The sequence below is a fragment of the Sphingomonas sp. SP6 genome, assembly GCF_058313435.1.
This window is the reverse complement of record NZ_JBZFLG010000002.1, coordinates 486,597-503,551: the sequence shown is the minus strand read 5'-3', so window position 1 is coordinate 503,551 and position 16,955 is coordinate 486,597. Positions and strand designations below refer to the sequence as shown.

The window sequence follows — 16,955 nt, the reverse complement described above, 5'->3', positions numbered from 1 at the left end:
GCCCCACCGCATGGAATAAAGGGACCGCGGAATTGGTCTTAGGCAGGTCTGCGTGCGTGGCCGGTCAGCCCGCCAGGAGGGAGGAAATCCCTCCTGCTTCTTCAGAGCGCAGAGGAAACGCTTCGACGTCACGGCTGCACCCCGCGACTCACGAAGAACCTGAGGGACCGATGAGAGGCCTGATCCTGCTACCGCTGCTCGCCAGCGCCGTCACGGCATCGGCATCGCTCGCGCAAGGGGCCGATCCCGGGGAAGCCTCACGCCCGGAGGACGCAGGGTCCGGTCGCGATGACGTCGTGGTCACTGGCCGCAGGCCAGCCGCTCCCCGGTCCGCTTCCGCCACGAAATCGCTCGCGCCGATACTATCGACCCCGCAGGCGATCTCCATCGTAGGCAGCGAGCTCATCGATGAATTGAACCTGCGGACCATCGCCGAGGCGCTCAACTACACGTCCGGCGTGCGCAGCCAGTCTGCAGGAAGCGACACCCGGATCGACTACTATCAGATCCGGGGCTTTCCGAATTCGAACTTCCTCAAGGACGGCCTGGTACTCCATAATTCAGGCGCGTTTCTCTCCTGGACGACCCCGGCGGAAGGGGTCGAACGGCTGGAGGTCCTCAAGGGCCCCTCGTCGGTTCTTGCGGGCAGTGGCAGCGCCGGCGGGCTCGTCAACATCGTGTCGAAGTCGCCAGTGCGTCGTGCGTTCGGGATCATCGAGACCGGAGCCGATCAATACGGCAGCGCTTACGCCTCGGCCGATCTCGGGGGACCGGTGTCCGAAACGATCGCCGTGCGGATCAACGCGCTTGTCCGCCGGGGCGACACCCAGGTCGAGTTGGCGCAGGACAACCGTAGCTATGGTTCGGTCGCGTTGGGTTGGTATCCTTCCCGTGAGACTTCGCTCACGTTGCGAGGCAGCTTCACTCGCGACAGATCGCACCGTCCGACAGGGTTCCTGCCATATGCTGGTTTCGTCGCGCCTCTGCCGGACGGAAGGAGGATCCCTATCGACCTGTTCGTCAGCGATCCTGTCGCCGATCGCTTCGACCGCGACCAGATCGAGGTGGGCTATGGTTTCACGACGGAACTGGATGACGATGTCCACTTCGTCTCCAACGGCCGCTACGCTGAGATCGAGCTGATCTACGCTGGCCTGTTTGGCCAGTTCTCCGGAAACCCGGTGATGGCGGGTGGGCGTCACTACCTCAATCGCGGCAACTCGCGTCAGGACGCCCGGCTCGAGAGCCTCACCTTCGACAATCGCCTGACAGTCGAGTTGTCATCGGGCAGCCTGCACCACTCCGTGTCGGCCGGCATCGACCACAGCTACTCGCGCATGGCGAGCGTCCAGCGCCAAGGCACCGCCCCCCGTCTCGATATCTTCGCACCGGTATACAACGTCGCGCTGCCGCCTCTCGGCCCACCCGCGACCCTGCACCAGACAGTCGCCCAGACCGGCCTGTACGTGCAGGACCGGGCCACGCTCGGCGGGTTCGTCGCGATGCTGTCCGCGCGCCGGGACTGGGTCGCCACCACTAGTCACGGCCCGGCTGCCGCCACCTCGATGGGGCAGCTCAGCGAGACGACCTACCGGGCCGGCCTCAGTTACGTGATGCGGATCGGACTTGCGCCCTATGCGAGCTACGCGACCTCGTTCAACCCGGTCATCGGCGTGGAGGCGGCAACCGGAAACCCTTATCGTCCGGAGACGGGGGAGGCCTGGGAAGCTGGGCTCAAATACGAAGCGCGAGGAATCCCGCTGATCGCGTCAGCCTCGATCTTCTCGATCGAGCGCGACGGTCTTCTGGTGTCGAATCCCGTGTCGGGCTTTCCGACCAACCAGAGTCAGCTCGGATTGGTCCGCTCACGCGGCTTCGAGTTCGAAGTTCAGGCCCGCCCAGTAGCAACGCTCAGGCTAACCGCGGCGCTGACGGCGCTGGAAGTCCGAAATCGCAAGGGTCCGGCGGCCATTCTCGGAAAGGCGCCAACCGCCACACCGGAAGCCAGCGCCTCCATCTTCATCGACTATACGTTGCCGAGGCGAACGCCTGTTCCCGGCCTTGGCTTGGGTGCGGGTGCGCGTTTCGTCGGTAGGAGTTGGGCCGACGCCTCCAACACGCTGCCGGTTCCGTCCACCACGGTTTTCGACGTAGCCGTCCACTATGACCTTGGTCCCGTGCGGCTCGCGGGCAACGTCTCGAACGTCTTCGACAAGGGATACGTTGGCGCTTGCCCCTCGGCCGGCACTTGCTTCGCCGCCAACCTGCGTCGCGCCACCATCAGCCTCGCCTACCGCTTTGGAGAAACCCGATGACCGACCTCGCCGCACCCTTCGATCGACGGCAGATGCTGGCGCTTGCTGCACTGGCCGGCACCGCCGCAGCGCACCCTGCCTCTGCCCATGGCCAAGATGACCCCGCTGCCCAGCACATGCGTGAGATGATGGCGATTCCGTCCGACGCGCCGACGATCGCCATGCTGGTGCATCCGAAGATGGTCGCACTCGACCTGATCGGCCCCCTTACCGTCTTCAGCATCCTGCGCTTCAACACGCTGCTCGTCTGGAAGGACAGGAAGCCCCTTTCGACGGATGTCCGCATCCCCATCACGGCCACCCACACCTTCGATGAGGTGCCAGCGTATGTGGACGTGCTCTTCGTGCCCGGCGGTCGGCTGGGAACGGTCGATTGCATGAACGATCCTGCGGTGATGGCCTTCCTCGCGGATCGTGGCTCGCGCGCGAAGTGGGTGACGAGCGTGTGCACCGGCGGCCTCGCGCTGGCGGCTGCGGGGCTGCTGAGGGGCTACGACGCGACTGCGCATTGGCAGGTCGCCCACCATCTGCCTCGGATGGGCGCGCGGCATGTCGATAGGAGGATCGTCATCGACCGGAACCGGATGACCGGCGGGGGCGTCACCGCCGGGATCGACTTCGGCCTCACGCTCGCTTCACACCTGAAGGATGAGGAGGCCGCGCGACGGGTGCAGCTGATCATGGAATACGCCCCGGAGCCGCCTTTCAGGAATGGGACACCCGAAGAGGCTGGACCGAAGCGCGTGGCGCAGTTGAACGATCGCTTGAAGGTGATGGATGCGCAGGTCGACGCTGCCGTCGGCGCCGCAGCCAGCCGGTTGGGATTGGGATCGGCTCGGACGACGACCGGGTCGGGTCGCGCCGCGGCTTCAGAAAAGTGAGGTGCCGCTGGTTATTTCAGGTTCGCCAGCCACTCCGCGATCATCGCCTGCGCGGCTGCTTCCAGCGGTCGGGCATACCGCGACGAGTCCGCCCTGAGGACCGCGGGGTCGATGCCTGAGACAGCCAGTTCGACAGCGTGGCCGAGCAACCACTGCTCGATCGACCCCGCGACTGGTTCGACGTGGAATTGAAGGGCGAGCAGGTTCGGTCCCCTCGAAAACGCCTGATGCCGACACCGCGCGGTTGACGCGAGATGGTCGCAGCCCGTGGGTAGGTCGAAGGTATCACCATGCCAGTGGAGGACCGGCGTCGCCGCGAGGTTTCTGATGGGGCTTCGGCTCCCTTCCTCGGTCAGGTCGAGTGTCGACCAGCCGATCTCCTTGCCCGGCCCGGGGTAGACACGCGCCTCGAGCGCTGCGGCGATGAGTTGCGCACCAAGGCAGATCCCGAGTGTCGGCAGATCGGCCGCGAGCCGGGCCTGCAGCAGGGCCAGCTCGATCGACAGGATGGGGTAGGCCACGCTGTCGTACACGCCGATCGGCCCGCCCAGGATGACGAGGAGATCGGCCCCAAGTGGATCTAGGGAGGCGAGATCCGCCTGCGCGGCGTCGATATACTCGATCGCGTAGCCTGCCCGCTGCAATGGCCCGGCCAGGCTTCCGAGGTCCTCGAACGAGAGGTGTCGGATGGCCTGCGCGGTGCGCGATGGCCCGGCGCTCATGACGCTGATGGCCCGCTTGACGCCCGCGCGATGAGGACATGCTCCAGGTCCTTCAGCGCAGCGGCCGCCGTTGCGGTGGGTTCGGATGCTGAGCTCATCGTGACGGTCTCCCCCATCTCGGCGGTGACGACCCGTATGGCCTTCCCCTTTCCAACCACCCGCGCGAATGGGTCGTCGGCGCAGAAGCATCGGATCTCAACTGACGCCCGCATTTCGCCGCCATCGCAGGCCAGGCTGCCGATAAGCCTCGGCACGACGCGGGCCGTGCGCCAGCCTGCGATGTCGGAGGCCGTGACCGACTGGATGCCTTCGACGGCGATATCGTCCATCGAGAGGTCCGCGCCGAGTCCGAAGTTGGCGAGGAGGAGGAGTTTGCAGGCGGTGTCCCATCCTTCGACGTCATTACGGGGGTCCCGTTCGGCGAAGCCGCCGGCCTGCGCTTCGGCGAGCGCCTCGTCTATGCCGACACCCCGCTTCATCATCGCGTCGAGCAGGTAGTTCGTCGTCGCATTCAGGATCCCCTCGACGTGCAGCAATTCGCAACCCGCGAGACTGTGACGGATCAGATCGATCGTGGGCAGGGCGGCGGCCGTCGCTCCACTGATCTTCAGGAGTGCGCCGGATGCGCGGGCGGCATCGCGCAAGGCGGAGCCGTCTAACACGAGCGCCCCCTTCGAGATGACTATGGCGTCGCAGCCATCGGCGAGTGCCGCATGGATGTAGGGCAACCCAGGCCCTCCGGTGCGGAAGTCGCTCGGCCCGGCTTCGATCAGAACGTCCGGGTTGCTCGAACGGACGAAGTCGGGCCCGGTCATGCCGGGCTGGAGCCTGTCGAGGTCGTCGATGGTCAGGCCTCGGGTGTTGGCGACCCCCGTGGCGGATCCGCACACCGACACGAGGCGCACATCCGCTCCGTGCAGCGTCCGATAGCGCTCCCGGCGCTCCATCAGGAGTGACGCGACCGCCCTGCCGACGTTGCCGAAACCGGCTATGGCGACGCGGCATGACCGAAGGCTCTCATCCATACCCGTCTACCGGGCGAACAGCTGGTCGGGATCGGCGAACGCCTTGAGTTCGATGGCGTTGCCGCTGGGATCTTCGAAGAACATCGTCGCCTGCTCGCCCGGCATACCTTCGAACCGCAGATACGGGGCGATGATGAAGTCCGTGCCAGCTCTGGTCAGCGCTTCCGCCGCCTCCCGCCAGGTCGCCATCGGGAGGACCGCTCCGAAATGCCGGATGGGAACACGACGTCCGTCCACAGGGTTCGTCGGCGCGGACGCGGTCTCCACAGAGGAGACATGAGCGACGATCTGATGACCGTAGAAGTTGAAGTCGACCCAATCGGAAGCGCTACGCCCCTCACTGCATCCCAGTAACCCGCCGTAGAACGACCGCGCGGCGGACAGGTCGTGCACGGGGAACGCAAGGTGGAAGGGGCATACCGGGGTCATCGTATCCTCCTGAAGTCGCAGACGGTCCTACCGGTGAAGATTCATCAGTAATAACGATATTTCGTTTCTTCGAGCATCACGTTATGTTATGGTATGATCATTGAGTTGCGCTCCCTCATCGCTGTCGCGCGCTACGGGACATTTGCTGGTGCGGGCGAGCAGATCGGCCTGACGCAGGCTGCGGTCAGCGGGCATATCCGTCGGCTCGAACTCGCTCTCGGGTTTCCGTTGTTCGACCGCACCGGGCGTTCGGCGACGCTGAACGCGGCTGGGGCGAGGACGCTGGCTCGCGCGCAGGATCTCGTTTCGCGCTTCGAGGCCCTGGGTGATGATACGTCGCCCGAGGAGACCTCTGGCATCCTGAAGGTTGGAGCGATCGCGTCGGCTCAGTCGACGATCGTGGCAAGGGCCCTCGTGCCATTCCGCGCACGCTACCCTCTGTACGGGGTCCATGTCGTCCCTGGTCTCTCGCTTCATCTGATGAACCAGGTCGATGCGGGTGAGATCGACTTGGCGATCCAGGTACGGCCTTCGATCAGGCTACCCGACGATCTCGTGTGGCGACCGCTGATCCGCGAGAGCTACGTGATGCTTGTGTCGCATGGGGTGGAGGGCGACGATTGGCGCCAGATCCTGAAGCTCCACCCATTCATCCAGTATGAGCGGGGTTCGTTCGGGGGACGCCAGGTCGAGAGACTGTTCCGGTCAGCGATGCTTCAGCCGCGGCGATGGCTGGAGATCGATGACTTGCAGGCGATGGTGGCGATGGTGGCGAAGGGCCTAGGGGTGGCGATCATGCCCGCGACGGAAAGCTCCTCGACGCTGCCGGCCGGCGTTCGGGCGATCCCGCTCGAAACCGATCTCATCGTCCGAGAGGTCGGCGTTCTGTCCCGCAAGGCGGCTGTGTCGGAAGCGGTGCAGGCGTTCATGGAGAACCTCGCCGAACTTTCTGAGGCATGATCGTCCGGCGGCAGCGCGGCTGACGCGCGCTCTACGCGGCTGCGACGGGGTGAGGCGGCAAGGCCGACGAAATCGCCCGCCGCGGACATGAAGCGGCTGCCGAGCAGGTCCTCAGGGGACGAACACCTTCAAGGCCATCGCGATCAGGTTGCTGGTCCGCCTCTCGACGGTGGCTTTCGTCCAGGAGGGCGTAGCGCCGACGTCGCGGTTCAGAGACACGTTCGACTTCGCGAGCATCGGCTTCTTCTCCGGGAACGGCTTGTTGGCGAGAGCGTCGTTGTCGTCCGGTCCGAAGATCGCGAGGTTGCCGAGAGTGTCCTTGAGCGGCTCGAGTGCGGCGACCTTATCGTTGGGCTTGGCCGACCTGGGGTAGATGTGTTCCAGCGTGGTGTTGGAGAAGTCGAGTATGGCAGACTTGTTCCTGCACTTGGGAACCGCGCTCGGACCCTTGTCGAACCATGCGCGGTAGTCCTCGAGGGCGATGAGCAGGTAGCGGATGTGCCCGTTCCCTCCTCGCTTGTTGTATCGCAGCTGCCGGAGGCTGGCTTCGAACAGGTCTAACGGCACCATCTTGTCGGCAAGCGCGGTCAGCTCGCTGCGGAGCGCCCCGACCTTAAAGGTCGCGGGGTTCTCCCGGATCTTCTTGGCGTGCCGCAGGTACAGGTCGGTCATCGGGCTGATGTGCGCGTTCCCGATCGTCTTGTAGCGGAACACGAACCGCTCGAGCATGGCGACCGCTTCGGCGAACCTGGTGGACTCGAGCTCCCGCAATGCGAGGAGCAGTGGCATCGCGTTCGTGTGCTTCAGGTGCGTGACCAGCATCCGGAGCCGCTCCCGCTCCCACTGCACGGTCTTCTTGTCCTTCGAATACGGCCAGTTGCCGTCGCCCATGTCCTCCAGCAGCGCGAACGCGGCGTCCATCCGGTCGACTTCCTCGACGATGCTCCCGGCGAGCGCCTTGGTCATCGTCGTGTCGGGTGTCGCCTGGAACCGGTTCTTGAGGAACTGATCGGTGAGCTCGGACGACGACGGGCGCTTTCCCTCGTGGCTGGAGTAATACCACTTCAGATAGGTATCGATCGCACCCGGTTCATACGCGAGCACCTCGTCCCAGGCGCTTGCCAGCTTCTCCTGGGTATCGGCGAAGGCGCCTGCGTCCAGGAGCTCCATCGTGCGGGCGCGCAGGAGGTCGCTGTCTGTAAGCTGGACGCCCCGGTCGTTCAGGACCTGGAAGATCTGGTAGGCCTCCGATCGGGTGTCCGACGACATGAAGATGACGGTGCAGTCTTCGCCAAGGACGCGCTCGGCCAGCAGCTTGATGTGCTCCGCGCTCGTCGCGAGGCCACCCGACAAGAGCGCCTCCTTCACGAATTCGGTGAGCAGGTCCCACGCCGTCTGCAGCCGTTCGTGGGAGGCGCGCTCACTGGTCGGCGACTTGCCGTCGAGTAGCGATATGAAGAAGTCGCGGTCAGCCTGCGAGAGCGTGAGCTTGGGGACGTCGACGTACTCGAGCGCGATGCTGTCGCGGTAGTGCAGGTACAGCTTCGTGAGCGTGTCCATAGTGTTGGTGAGGAACGCGCTAGCCTTCGCCTCCTCGTCGGAAGGCTTGGCCTTCTTGGTCAGGTCACCAAGGACGTTCCGCATCTGCGCGACGAGCGCCCCGATGAGCAGGACGAAGGATGCCAGCCGCTGCTGGCCGTCAATGATCTCATAGTTCGAACGGCTGGAATCGCCGAGCGCGTTCGGCACCGTCACGATGCCGCCGAAGAAGTGGTTCAGCTTGCCGCCTTCCACCCGTCTCGCGAGGCACCGCCTGATGTCGCTTATGAAGTCGGATACCGCTTGGTCGTCCCAGGCGTATCCCCGCTGGTACTTCGGCACGGCGAAGGTGTGCTTCTGCTCGAACAGCGTCCTGATAGATAGCTGATCCGGCTTGATACCCACCGACTCTCTCCCCAATGCCCTACCGAGCTCAAAGAGCCGCCAGGGGCATATTGGAGCATCTGCCCAACTTCATCAACGTCCTCGCTAGCGAGGTTTCGCCAGTTCGGCTGCGACGTAGTCGGCATTGACGTCCCAACCGTCGAACAGCCTGAAGATCGGTCCGACGAGCGCAGCTGTCGTGCTGGCGAGCTCGGCGCCCAGGTTTGAGACCGGCACGGTGATGGCGATCCTCCGACCCGCTGTCGCAGCCGTGTATGACCTGCTGTAGTAGGGCGAGGTGAGCTCGTCGACCACGCGGCCGGAAAGTCCGGCGAAGTCGACGACCAGCTCGCAGTCCTCGGCCTGAAAGGCTTCCGCAATTAACCGGACGAACGCCAGGCGCTGGGCCACGTGCTGGATCTGGAATCGCGGCGACATGCGCCCACCGGCGGGCCACTTGCGCGTGCCCGACCTTTCAATCGATGCGCGCAGCCGGGGCAGATCCTCCGCAAAGACGGTTACGTCGACGCCTTTCCCGTCCGCGGTGACGCGCCACAGCCCGGCCAGATCGTCCGGTTCGAATGCCGCTCGCCTGCTCTCGAGGCCGTCTACATCGCCGAAGACCGCGACCGTCGGTCGCGTCTGCTCGGACCAGCTCACCTCGAACGGAACCAGCCCGTCGTTCACTTCGTCCGACGCGGTGAACCCGGCCGCCCTGATCCGATCGCGGAGATCGCCGACCGGCAGCGCCGCCGGGCTCCCACCGTCGGAGGTGAGCAGCTTGAACCCGAACGCGGCCCTGTTCGAGCTGTGGCTCACCGGCCAAGCCGGCGCGGCGATCCCCGCCCAATCCTTGAGCGCCGCGTCGACGAATGGCGACAGATCGGATTCAGGACGCGTCCCCGTCGGCTGGTCGAAGAGGCGGCTTATCGACCCGAGCAGTCCGTCGCGCTCAGCGATGACACACCGGCGGATGACGTCGCGCCATAGCTCGGGCGTCTCGATCGGCTGGCTCTTCGGTCCTGACACCCTGAGATAGTGCACCCCCTTGCGGATGCCTTCGGGCCGACCCTTCACCTGCGGCCCGTCGCGCTTGGCGCAGATGGGCTGTGCGCCATGGCCTGGAACTCGCACCACCGGAAATTCCCGGCCGTTCGCGGCGGCGACGATGTGGACCGCGCAGTGCACCGGGGGCACGAGGTAGCGGTCGACTATGCCGTTGATGACGTCCTGGTTGTAACGGGTCAGGCTATCGGGCCGGGGCTCGCTCTGCGTTCCGTCGTCCTCGAACCCGAACACGAGATGCCCGCCTCCGTAGTTCGCCAGGGCGCAGATGTGACGCGCGGTGTTGGCGCGCGCCACGTCGTCGGTCAGGTCCAGCCAGTTCTTGTACTCGACGTCCGGGGTTTCGAGATTCCCGTTGACGAGATCCCGAAGGATCGCGCCCGCCACAGGTCCTACAGCCATATCGCTCTCCGCAGCGCGTCCGCCCCAGCCTGGCTACCAGTCCGGGGCGTCCGTCCTTGCCGGCCCTATTCCCCCGAATCCTCGTCGTCTTCGTCCTGCTCGTCGGCCTTCACGGCGTCCAGCATGGCGACAAACCGAAGGGCCTGCTTCTCGACCTCCTTCAGCAGCGGACGGATGTGGGCGGCCTGGTCGATCAGCGCGTCCGCCTTGAACTCCTTCATGGTCTCGAGCAGGTCGGTGAGGGTCTTGATCGGCTTGCTCTTACCACGATGCAGCCGGACCTCGGCTTCGATCTCCTTGACCGGCGTCGCGTCGCTCGGCTCCTCGACATTGAGCCGCTTCGCGAAGCTCGTCGTAGAATTCTTGGCGTCGTAGTTGGCGATCCGCTGCCAGACCCGCATGTCCTCGGCCTTCTGGAAGACGTTCGGATCGTCGTCGTCGTCGGTCTTCTTCCGGTTGCGCTTCTTGCTGAACGCCCACAGAAAGAGCGCTTCCTCACCCTTCTCGCTGAGGTGGAGGTCGGTGTTGCCGAACTCGAACGCCGTCCTCGAGACCTGGTGGTCCAGGATCTGCTCGAAGAAGTATTGGTCCGACGCGGTCAGCTGGTTCCCTGCAGCCTGGACGCGATCGTCGAAGTTGGCACGGAAGTGACCGAAAGCCGACGACGCTTGGATGTTACGACGGATGTCGTCCTTTTTGCGCGGCAGGATCTCGGCGATCTGCGCGAGGATGCCGTCGTCGATCCGCAGCTCCTCGTCCGGGAACTGGGCGCGGAACCGCTCCTGGTAGAGCGACATGATGTAGAGACCCACCGCGTGCGGGCCCCAGCCCTGGGCCGGGGCGACGTGCCGCACGCCGTGAAGACGCGGCAGGATCTGCGTCAGCTCCGCGGCCGTCTCGGCCTTAACGGGGAAGACCTTCACCTTCTCGGTCTTCGCGATCAGGTCCTTGATCTTCTCGACATGGCGTTCCTGCCGGCTCAGTTCGGGTGCGGGGAAGCCACCGCCCTGTCCGCGGCGCAGCTTCTCCAGCTTCTCGACCTCGCGTGGCAGTCGCTGGCGCACGGTCTTCAGCACCGACGTGCGCGTGTTGCCCTCGACGACGACGTAGCGGTCGGTCTTTGGGTCCTTCCAGACAAGGATCGGGTCGACCGGAACCCATCCCTGGTCGATGATCGAGGATTCCAGCTTTCCCGCGTTGTAGACTTCGTAGGTGCGCAGGATGAGCGCCGCTTGGCGCTCGGGGTCGAACAGCTGCGCGGGGTCTGCGTAGCCCGGCGGCTCGTCGGGCGTGATCCGCGGATTGTTGGGATCGACGAACATCTTGCTGAGGTCGATGTCCTCGGGCGGTGATAGGTAGGATGGGTCGGTGCCGGGGGTCATTTGCGTTGCTCCTGTAGTTCCGTGAGATCGAGTGTGAGCTTCCGTCGGCCGGCCTCGCCGATCATGCTCTCTGCGCGCTCGAGATGGATCGGTGGCAGCGGGGGCGACGGCAATTCCGAACGCAGGACGGTGAGGCGCGCCAGCTGGCGGGATGGCTCGACGGCGCGCAGGACGTCCGCGATGGTGTCCAGCCATCCAGTGAATATCTCGGTGTCTTCGGGCGACAGCAGCCGGGCCTCGAAGCCGGCGATGGGCAGTGCGACCTTGATGGCCAGCGCCGAGGCCGCTGGGTCTTCCGAGTAGGTCGCCGCGATGGAGCTGCCGTTGTGACAGTCCGCGAGGAAGTCCTCGAGCGCTCTCGGGATCAGGTTCCTGTAGTGCGAGATCGCGTATCGCAGGAAGGTGGTAGCGCCGTTCGTGGTGTAGTTCCGGCTCTTGAGGGTCGGCCCGTTCTGATCGGCCGTCTCGTCGAGGGCGAACATCAGGGCGCCGATCACCTCGATGAGGTCGCGGCGGAGGCGGGTGGCGCTGGGTTGCAGGCCGAACTTCGGACCCATCGCGTCGACGAACTCGCGCGCGTCCGGATGGTCGCCGGGGATTGCGCAGTAGCGATTGAAGAGGGCACGGAACGTGTCGGTGTTCGAGCTCGTCTCCAGGAACGCCCCCCAGGGCGCCTCGTCGAACTTCGACGCCTTGCCGAAATAGGGCAGCCCGTAGAGCATCAGACGCGGCTCCTCCTCCAGCTCCACGTCGGCGAGCGCCGCCATCACGCGGCGCGCGTTGCCGGGGTCGACATGGTGCTTGGTCATGAGGTCGGAGATGCCGCGCTCCAACTCGTCGCGATTGGCGTATTCGAGATCGATCAGGATCGGTCGCGGCCGGTCGCTGATGTCCTCGTACAGCCAGCGTTGGTCGAACCGGTAGGACAAGGCGGGGTTGTCGACCTGCAGGACCCAGGCGCGGCGCTTGCCGGGCGCGTGGCGGACGCAGCGTCCGGCCGCCTGCATGAGCTTGATCACGCTTTCCGTGCGGTAGGTGATCACCACGGAGTCGATCGCGGGGTCGTCGAAGCCTTCCAGCAGCATCTGGGCGGACACCAGTATGGCGCGCGGCTTCCCCGCGAACAGGGCCAGGAGCGGATCCTGTCCGAGCCCGTGGGAATTGTCCCGGCCATGGATGAATCCGACATCACCAGGTCCGACCGGATGATCGATCCTGGTGTCGAGGATCTCGAGGACCCGCGCATAGATGGCTTCGACGTGTTCGATTCGCGAGGCGATGACGAGGGTCTTGCGGAAGCGGCTGGCCGTCTCGTCGACGATGCGCGTCGCGATCAGCGTGATGACTTCGGGATCGCCAAGATCGAGCGAGCCCACCTTCAGCGGCTCGAAGTCGGGCACGATGATCGCATGCCGCTCGGCGAGCTCACGGTAGGTTATCGTGAAGGCGATCTCGTCGATGAAGATCGGCTTCTCGTCCATGCGCACGGGCGTCGCCGTCAGGAGGAGAACCGGATAGGACGACTTCTTATCGAAGATCTCGCGATACGTCGGCGCCGCGGCGTGGTGGGCCTCGTCCACGATGACGATGGCCGGCGTCCCCCGGGCGAGCAGCGTCGGCACCTCGCTGAGCATTGCGAAATCGATGCGGTCCGCGAGGTCGGCTGCGTCGGCCGGCAACCCGGGCGGGCACTGGTCCACCAGCTTGCCCAATTCGCGGAACGCCTGGGACTTGAGGTTGTGCCTGTGGGTCACCCAGATCGCGCGCGTGTCAGCGACGGGGCTGTCGGCCAGCTTCTCGAGGATGATGCGCAGCGCGGTCCGCGTCTTTCCCGCGCCCGTCGGCAGCACCAGGCCGACGTTCACCCGTGGCCGGCGGCGCATCGCGTCCATGCAGCGTTCGACGGCGACATCCTGGAACGACCAGTCGGGGCCATCCGGGTTCGCCGGAGGCGCCGGTGCCATGATCTGCTCCGACTTGACGGCGCGCGCCAGCACGGCCGCGGGGACGCCGATCTGATCGGAAACCGTAGCCAGATCTAGACCGGTCTTGAGCAGCGGCGCCGCCCGATTCCGAAATTCCGAAAGTTCGGATTCGCTGGCTGCGTCGGTGGCCCACGGGTTTGCCTTTGCCGCCGCCTGGAGCAGGTCGACGGAGCTCTGGTTCACACCGCGGGCAACGTCTTCCGAGAGAAGTGCATGTACGCGATTGGCGTGGATGCGGCCGCTTTCGCCAAGGCGCTCGAGCGTGTCGTTGAGCTCGCGGGTGAGCGCCGCGATGTTGCCGACGGCGATATAGCCCGGAACGAGCATATCGTCGATCAGCTTGCGGACGATAGGGTGAGAGACGGTGAAGCGAGCCATTGCCCAATCGTCTATTTCAGAAAAATGGAACTTTCAAGTGATTTCGTAATTTCGACATTCATGGGCTTGCGCTGTCGATTTTGTGGCGCTAGACCCCGAATGACCGACCGCCGGTGCGGCCGAAACGAAAAACCCCGCGGTGGCAGGTAGCCAACGCGGGGTCTTGGTCCGGAGTGGTATGATGCTCAAGGCATCAGGGGCCATGTCCGGCGCACAGGCAGGTAGATAGAATAATGGCGTCGATTTTGCAACCCCTCACGTACGCGATGCTCGAGCAGGAGCTCGGCGTCCAGTACATGAAGCCTTTCCTGGCCGAAGCCGCGGGCAATCAGGCGCGTGCGGTGCGCCTGCACGCGTGGAATTCCAACGTCGGCGCAGCTTTCCATCGTCTGCTGGAGTGGGTCGAGGTCGCGATCCGCAACCGCACCGATGCCGCCCTGACGGCGGAGTTCGGCACGCACTGGTGGCATGCGCCCAAGTTCCGCGCGCAGGCGACCCACGTGACTCTGGCGGCGTTGGCCGATGCCGAGACCCATGCCGGGTCGAAGGGGCGCACCGCACACGCCGACGTCGTGGCCGAGATCACCTTCGGTACCTGGGTCGCGATCCTGCGGCCGCGGTTCTTCGACTTGTTCTGGCGCCATCATCAGCGGGTCGTTTTCCCTAACTATCGTCACCGCCCATTCGCGGCGATTTCGCAGACGGCTGATCGCGTGCTGCGCCTGCGCAATGCCATCGGGCACCACGAACCCCTGCTCGACATGGATCTGGCCGCGCTTCACCAGGACGCGCTCGACCTGCTCGCCTGGATGTCGGCTGACCTTCACGCGCAGGCTGTCACGATGACGTTCGTGCCGACGGTGCTCGCCAGGCGGCCCTGATGCTGGCGGTCGGCGACGCGATGCCGGGCTCGCAAGGCCGAGCATGCTGGCTGCCCCTGGAAACCTTGGTTGTGCTGTGGATCGCGGTGTCCGGGGAGATCGTCGATCCGCGATCGCCGTCGGCCCGGTTACGGGAGGTCGCGACGCTTCTCTCGCAGGTCGCACTCGCATCCGGACGTGACCTGACCGGATGGTCGCGGTCGGAAAGGGCCGTCGCCGTCAAGGCCGGCCGGCTGCGGCGTGGCCTGGCCGACGAAGCGTTCGCCACGCGGTTGGGCGCGGTGGCGCGCGAACTGATCGGCCTGTTTCGCGGCCGTGACCAAGATCTCGAAGCCCAGGCCGCGGTCGCCGAGGCGCGGCTCCGGGCGTGGATCGTTGCCCCGTCACGCGGTCCGGTGCCGCGGCTCGGGGTGTTCACGATCGATCGGACCGACGACAGGGGCACGGTTTACGCCTTGGTGTTGGACGGCGACGCCGACGCCGTGGTGCCGGGCGCGGGCTGCGATGGCGCGCGCCTCTTCAAGATCGGGCGGACGAACGATCTTCAACGGCGGGTGAAGGAACTTAATTGCGGCTTTCCGCCTGCAGCCGCCATGCGGTGGCGGCTGTTCGCGTCGTGCCGGTGCGACGACGTCTTCTCGGCGCATGAACTAGAGCAGGGCATTCTCGATGCGGTGCACCGTCTCGGTCTGAGCGTCGGCGGCGAGTTCGCGGTGTCCGACAGCGACAGCTTCGTCGCGTTGATCGCGGGGGCGGGTCTTCAGGTGGCGATCCGACCCGCTTCGGCCGCCATGCGTTCAAGGACCGACAGCGTCATGCTTGGCACAGGCATGAAGCCCCAGTCGCGCTCGACCGGCATGCCTGTCGCGCCTGTCAGCGCCGCCAGCTCTGACAATCGGACGTGCCCGGTTTCAGGCTGCCCGATGCCGGCGTCGCAAAGGCCGTAGGCGAGGTCCGGATCATGCGGATCCAGTTCGGTCAGCAGCCAGGAAGCGTATCCGTCCGGCGTGAAGAGGCGGACGAGAGGCGGTGGGTCGAAGCCAGGATCTGACGCCGCCCTAAGGCCGTTATCAAGCAGCCCTCGGCGTTCGTCATCGGTGAGCCACGTTACCAATTTTTTCCCTCCAGATCGTTGATCTGAAGGACCTTCTCCGGACTCTACTCCGTTCCGCTGGGGGCAGCGGCGCGCGGGATCAGCCTATGTCCCTTGATCTCGACGCCCGCGCGATCGAGCGCATCGTGCCAGCCGCGTCGCGTTCCTATCGTCGCCGGATCATCATAGAGCCCGTGCTGCTCTTCGGATTTTGTCAGCTGTGACAGTGCGGCGCGCCGAGGGTCGCTCGGCACGAGCAGCTGCTCCTTGCGATGGAGGATCGGCGGGTTCGCCCATCCGTCGTAGCGCCTGGTCCGCACGGAAAGTTCGCGCAGATGCACCCTTGTCGACGACACCAGCGACGGGTGCGCTTCGCTATCGAACTCGTCGTAGCGCAAATATGTCACCTTGGCCTGGTCGATACCCAGCTTGACGACGGTGGTTCCCGGCACGGCCCCGGCGTATCCACGGGCACATCCCTCGTATAGCCGCAGCGCGAGCGGCAACTCCGCGATCGCGTCGGCATGCACGTAGACCGCGGTCGGCATCAGCTTACCGAAGGGCGCCTGCCGGCAAGCCCGGGCGATGGCACCGGGCTCGCCGAGTGCGACAAGCGCCGAGTCCGCCGCTTGGCACGCCGCCGCGTAGCTGCCGAAGAAGGCGCGGGCGTCCGCCAGTACGCTTTCCGGCATCTGCGACGCCCTCGGCCGTCCATCGAACCGCGCCAGCGCGAGCATGAGTATGAGGTCGTCGGCGCATCGGTTTCGGACGGACTGCAGGTCGGGTACCAGCTCGCCGGCCAGCGCCACCGCCCTGGCGGCACCCCCCGCGATCCGTCCGATGGAGAGCATTTCCGGCAGCTCGGCCGGTGACGGCGCGCGCCCGTGATCGGCGAGGAAGTCGACGAGCGGAGACAGGACAGCCTGGTCCGGCGGAGGCTTGAGGGTGGCGACGGCGGACCGCCCGCGCGACATCCGGGATGCCAGGAATCTAACGCGGGCGTCCTCGTTCGCGAAGACGTAGAAGATGCCGGGTGCCGCCGCGATCGACTTCGCGTCGAGCGCCGCGTCGATCCATGCGCGCAGTTCCTGCTGCTCGAAGAACTTCTGGAACGTACCGATCCGCGTCAGGACCCCGTCAGCCATGCGCGGCCCCGCGACCGGCGCCTCGTCCAGCAGCCTGGCCGATACCACGAGCAGGTCGGCTGACAGCCCGTAAGCCGCACGTAGCGTGTCTCGGCGTTCCGCCGCGTCCTCTATTACGTTCACGACGTATCCGAGATTGACGACCGAGGAGCGCCGGCGATCGCCGCGCGGCGCGTGGGCCGGGTCCCAACCGACGGCGTCCGCGCCCGCGGCGCCGAGATGGCGGACGTCGCCCCCCAGCCCGCAGCCGTAGTCCAGGACGGTGGTTCCGACGCCGATCAGTCCGTCTTCGACAGCCAGGCGCATTGGACGGGAGAGCGCGGTCCGGCGCATCGCGCTGCGATGCCGCTCGGGCCGCTCGGCCACGCT

13 protein-coding genes and 1 pseudogene are annotated in these 16,955 nt (G+C 65.6%); 5 read left to right on the top strand and 9 right to left on the bottom strand.

Features of this window, described 5'->3' with window-relative positions; translation table 11 throughout:
* The first annotated feature begins 170 nt into the window (after positions 1-170).
* On the top strand, positions 171-2,315 hold the full coding sequence (locus AC4GYY_RS08110) for a TonB-dependent siderophore receptor (protein ID WP_491119763.1): 2,145 nt from the start codon (positions 171-173) through the stop codon (positions 2,313-2,315).
* On the top strand, positions 2,312-3,196 hold the full coding sequence (locus AC4GYY_RS08105; protein ID WP_491119762.1) for a DJ-1/PfpI family protein: 885 nt from the start codon (positions 2,312-2,314) through the stop codon (positions 3,194-3,196). The genes AC4GYY_RS08110 and AC4GYY_RS08105 overlap by 4 nt, the downstream gene beginning before the upstream one ends.
* An 11-nt stretch (positions 3,197-3,207) precedes the next feature.
* On the opposite strand, the gene AC4GYY_RS08100 is transcribed toward AC4GYY_RS08105, so the two are convergent.
* Genes AC4GYY_RS08100 through AC4GYY_RS08090 form a run of 3 tightly spaced genes read right to left on the bottom strand, consistent with a single transcriptional unit; the run spans position 3,208 to position 5,372 of the window.
* The gene (locus AC4GYY_RS08100; protein ID WP_491119761.1) at positions 3,208-3,918 is read right to left on the bottom strand and encodes a glutamine amidotransferase; all 711 of its coding nucleotides are present in this window, start codon (positions 3,916-3,918) and stop codon (positions 3,208-3,210) included.
* Positions 3,915-4,943 (bottom strand): homoserine dehydrogenase, encoded by a 1,029-nt coding sequence (locus AC4GYY_RS08095; RefSeq protein WP_491119760.1) that lies wholly within the window; start codon positions 4,941-4,943, stop codon positions 3,915-3,917. The genes AC4GYY_RS08100 and AC4GYY_RS08095 overlap by 4 nt, the downstream gene beginning before the upstream one ends.
* 6 nt (positions 4,944-4,949) lie before the next feature.
* Positions 4,950-5,372: a VOC family protein gene (locus AC4GYY_RS08090; protein ID WP_491119759.1), complete on the bottom strand. Its 423-nt coding sequence runs from the start codon at positions 5,370-5,372 to the stop codon at positions 4,950-4,952.
* Positions 5,373-5,465: 93 nt separating this feature from the next.
* Here AC4GYY_RS08090 and AC4GYY_RS08085 point away from each other — a divergent pair, with 93 nt between their 5' ends.
* Positions 5,466-6,332, top strand: coding sequence for a LysR family transcriptional regulator (locus AC4GYY_RS08085; protein ID WP_491119758.1), 867 nt, complete (start codon positions 5,466-5,468; stop codon positions 6,330-6,332).
* A gap of 111 nt (positions 6,333-6,443) precedes the next feature.
* Here the strand turns inward: AC4GYY_RS08085 and AC4GYY_RS08080 are convergent, their stop codons facing one another.
* From AC4GYY_RS08080 to AC4GYY_RS08065, 4 genes are all read right to left on the bottom strand, one after another.
* Positions 6,444-8,276: a DUF262 domain-containing protein gene (locus AC4GYY_RS08080; protein WP_491119757.1), complete on the bottom strand. Its 1,833-nt coding sequence runs from the start codon at positions 8,274-8,276 to the stop codon at positions 6,444-6,446.
* Between the two features lie 84 nt (positions 8,277-8,360).
* Complete coding sequence (locus AC4GYY_RS08075) at positions 8,361-9,707, bottom strand: AlbA family DNA-binding domain-containing protein (protein WP_491119756.1); 1,347 nt, start codon at positions 9,705-9,707, stop codon at positions 8,361-8,363.
* A gap of 80 nt (positions 9,708-9,787) precedes the next feature.
* Positions 9,788-11,104, bottom strand: coding sequence for a ParB N-terminal domain-containing protein (locus tag AC4GYY_RS08070; protein WP_491119755.1), 1,317 nt, complete (start codon positions 11,102-11,104; stop codon positions 9,788-9,790).
* The gene (locus tag AC4GYY_RS08065) at positions 11,101-13,467 is read right to left on the bottom strand and encodes a DEAD/DEAH box helicase (RefSeq protein ID WP_491119754.1); all 2,367 of its coding nucleotides are present in this window, start codon (positions 13,465-13,467) and stop codon (positions 11,101-11,103) included. Before AC4GYY_RS08065 ends, AC4GYY_RS08070 begins: the two co-directional genes overlap by 4 nt.
* A gap of 233 nt (positions 13,468-13,700) precedes the next feature.
* On the opposite strand from AC4GYY_RS08065, the gene AC4GYY_RS08060 reads away from it, so the two are divergent.
* Both AC4GYY_RS08060 and AC4GYY_RS08055 read left to right on the top strand, forming a co-directional pair.
* Complete coding sequence (locus AC4GYY_RS08060) at positions 13,701-14,348, top strand: hypothetical protein (RefSeq protein WP_491119753.1); 648 nt, start codon at positions 13,701-13,703, stop codon at positions 14,346-14,348.
* Positions 14,348-15,019, top strand: a pseudogene (locus tag AC4GYY_RS08055) (GIY-YIG nuclease family protein); the annotation flags it as partial. The gene AC4GYY_RS08060 and the pseudogene AC4GYY_RS08055, both read left to right, overlap by 1 nt.
* A gap of 89 nt (positions 15,020-15,108) precedes the next feature.
* Here the strand turns inward: AC4GYY_RS08055 and AC4GYY_RS08050 are convergent.
* Together AC4GYY_RS08050 and AC4GYY_RS08045 are read right to left on the bottom strand one after the other, a co-directional pair.
* Entirely contained in the window at positions 15,109-15,462 is a 354-nt protein-coding gene (locus AC4GYY_RS08050) for a DUF2958 domain-containing protein (RefSeq protein WP_491119752.1), read from the bottom strand.
* Positions 15,463-15,506: 44 nt separating this feature from the next.
* Complete coding sequence (locus tag AC4GYY_RS08045) at positions 15,507-16,952, bottom strand: DNA phosphorothioation-associated putative methyltransferase (RefSeq protein WP_491119751.1); 1,446 nt, start codon at positions 16,950-16,952, stop codon at positions 15,507-15,509.
* Positions 16,953-16,955 lie beyond the last annotated feature (3 nt).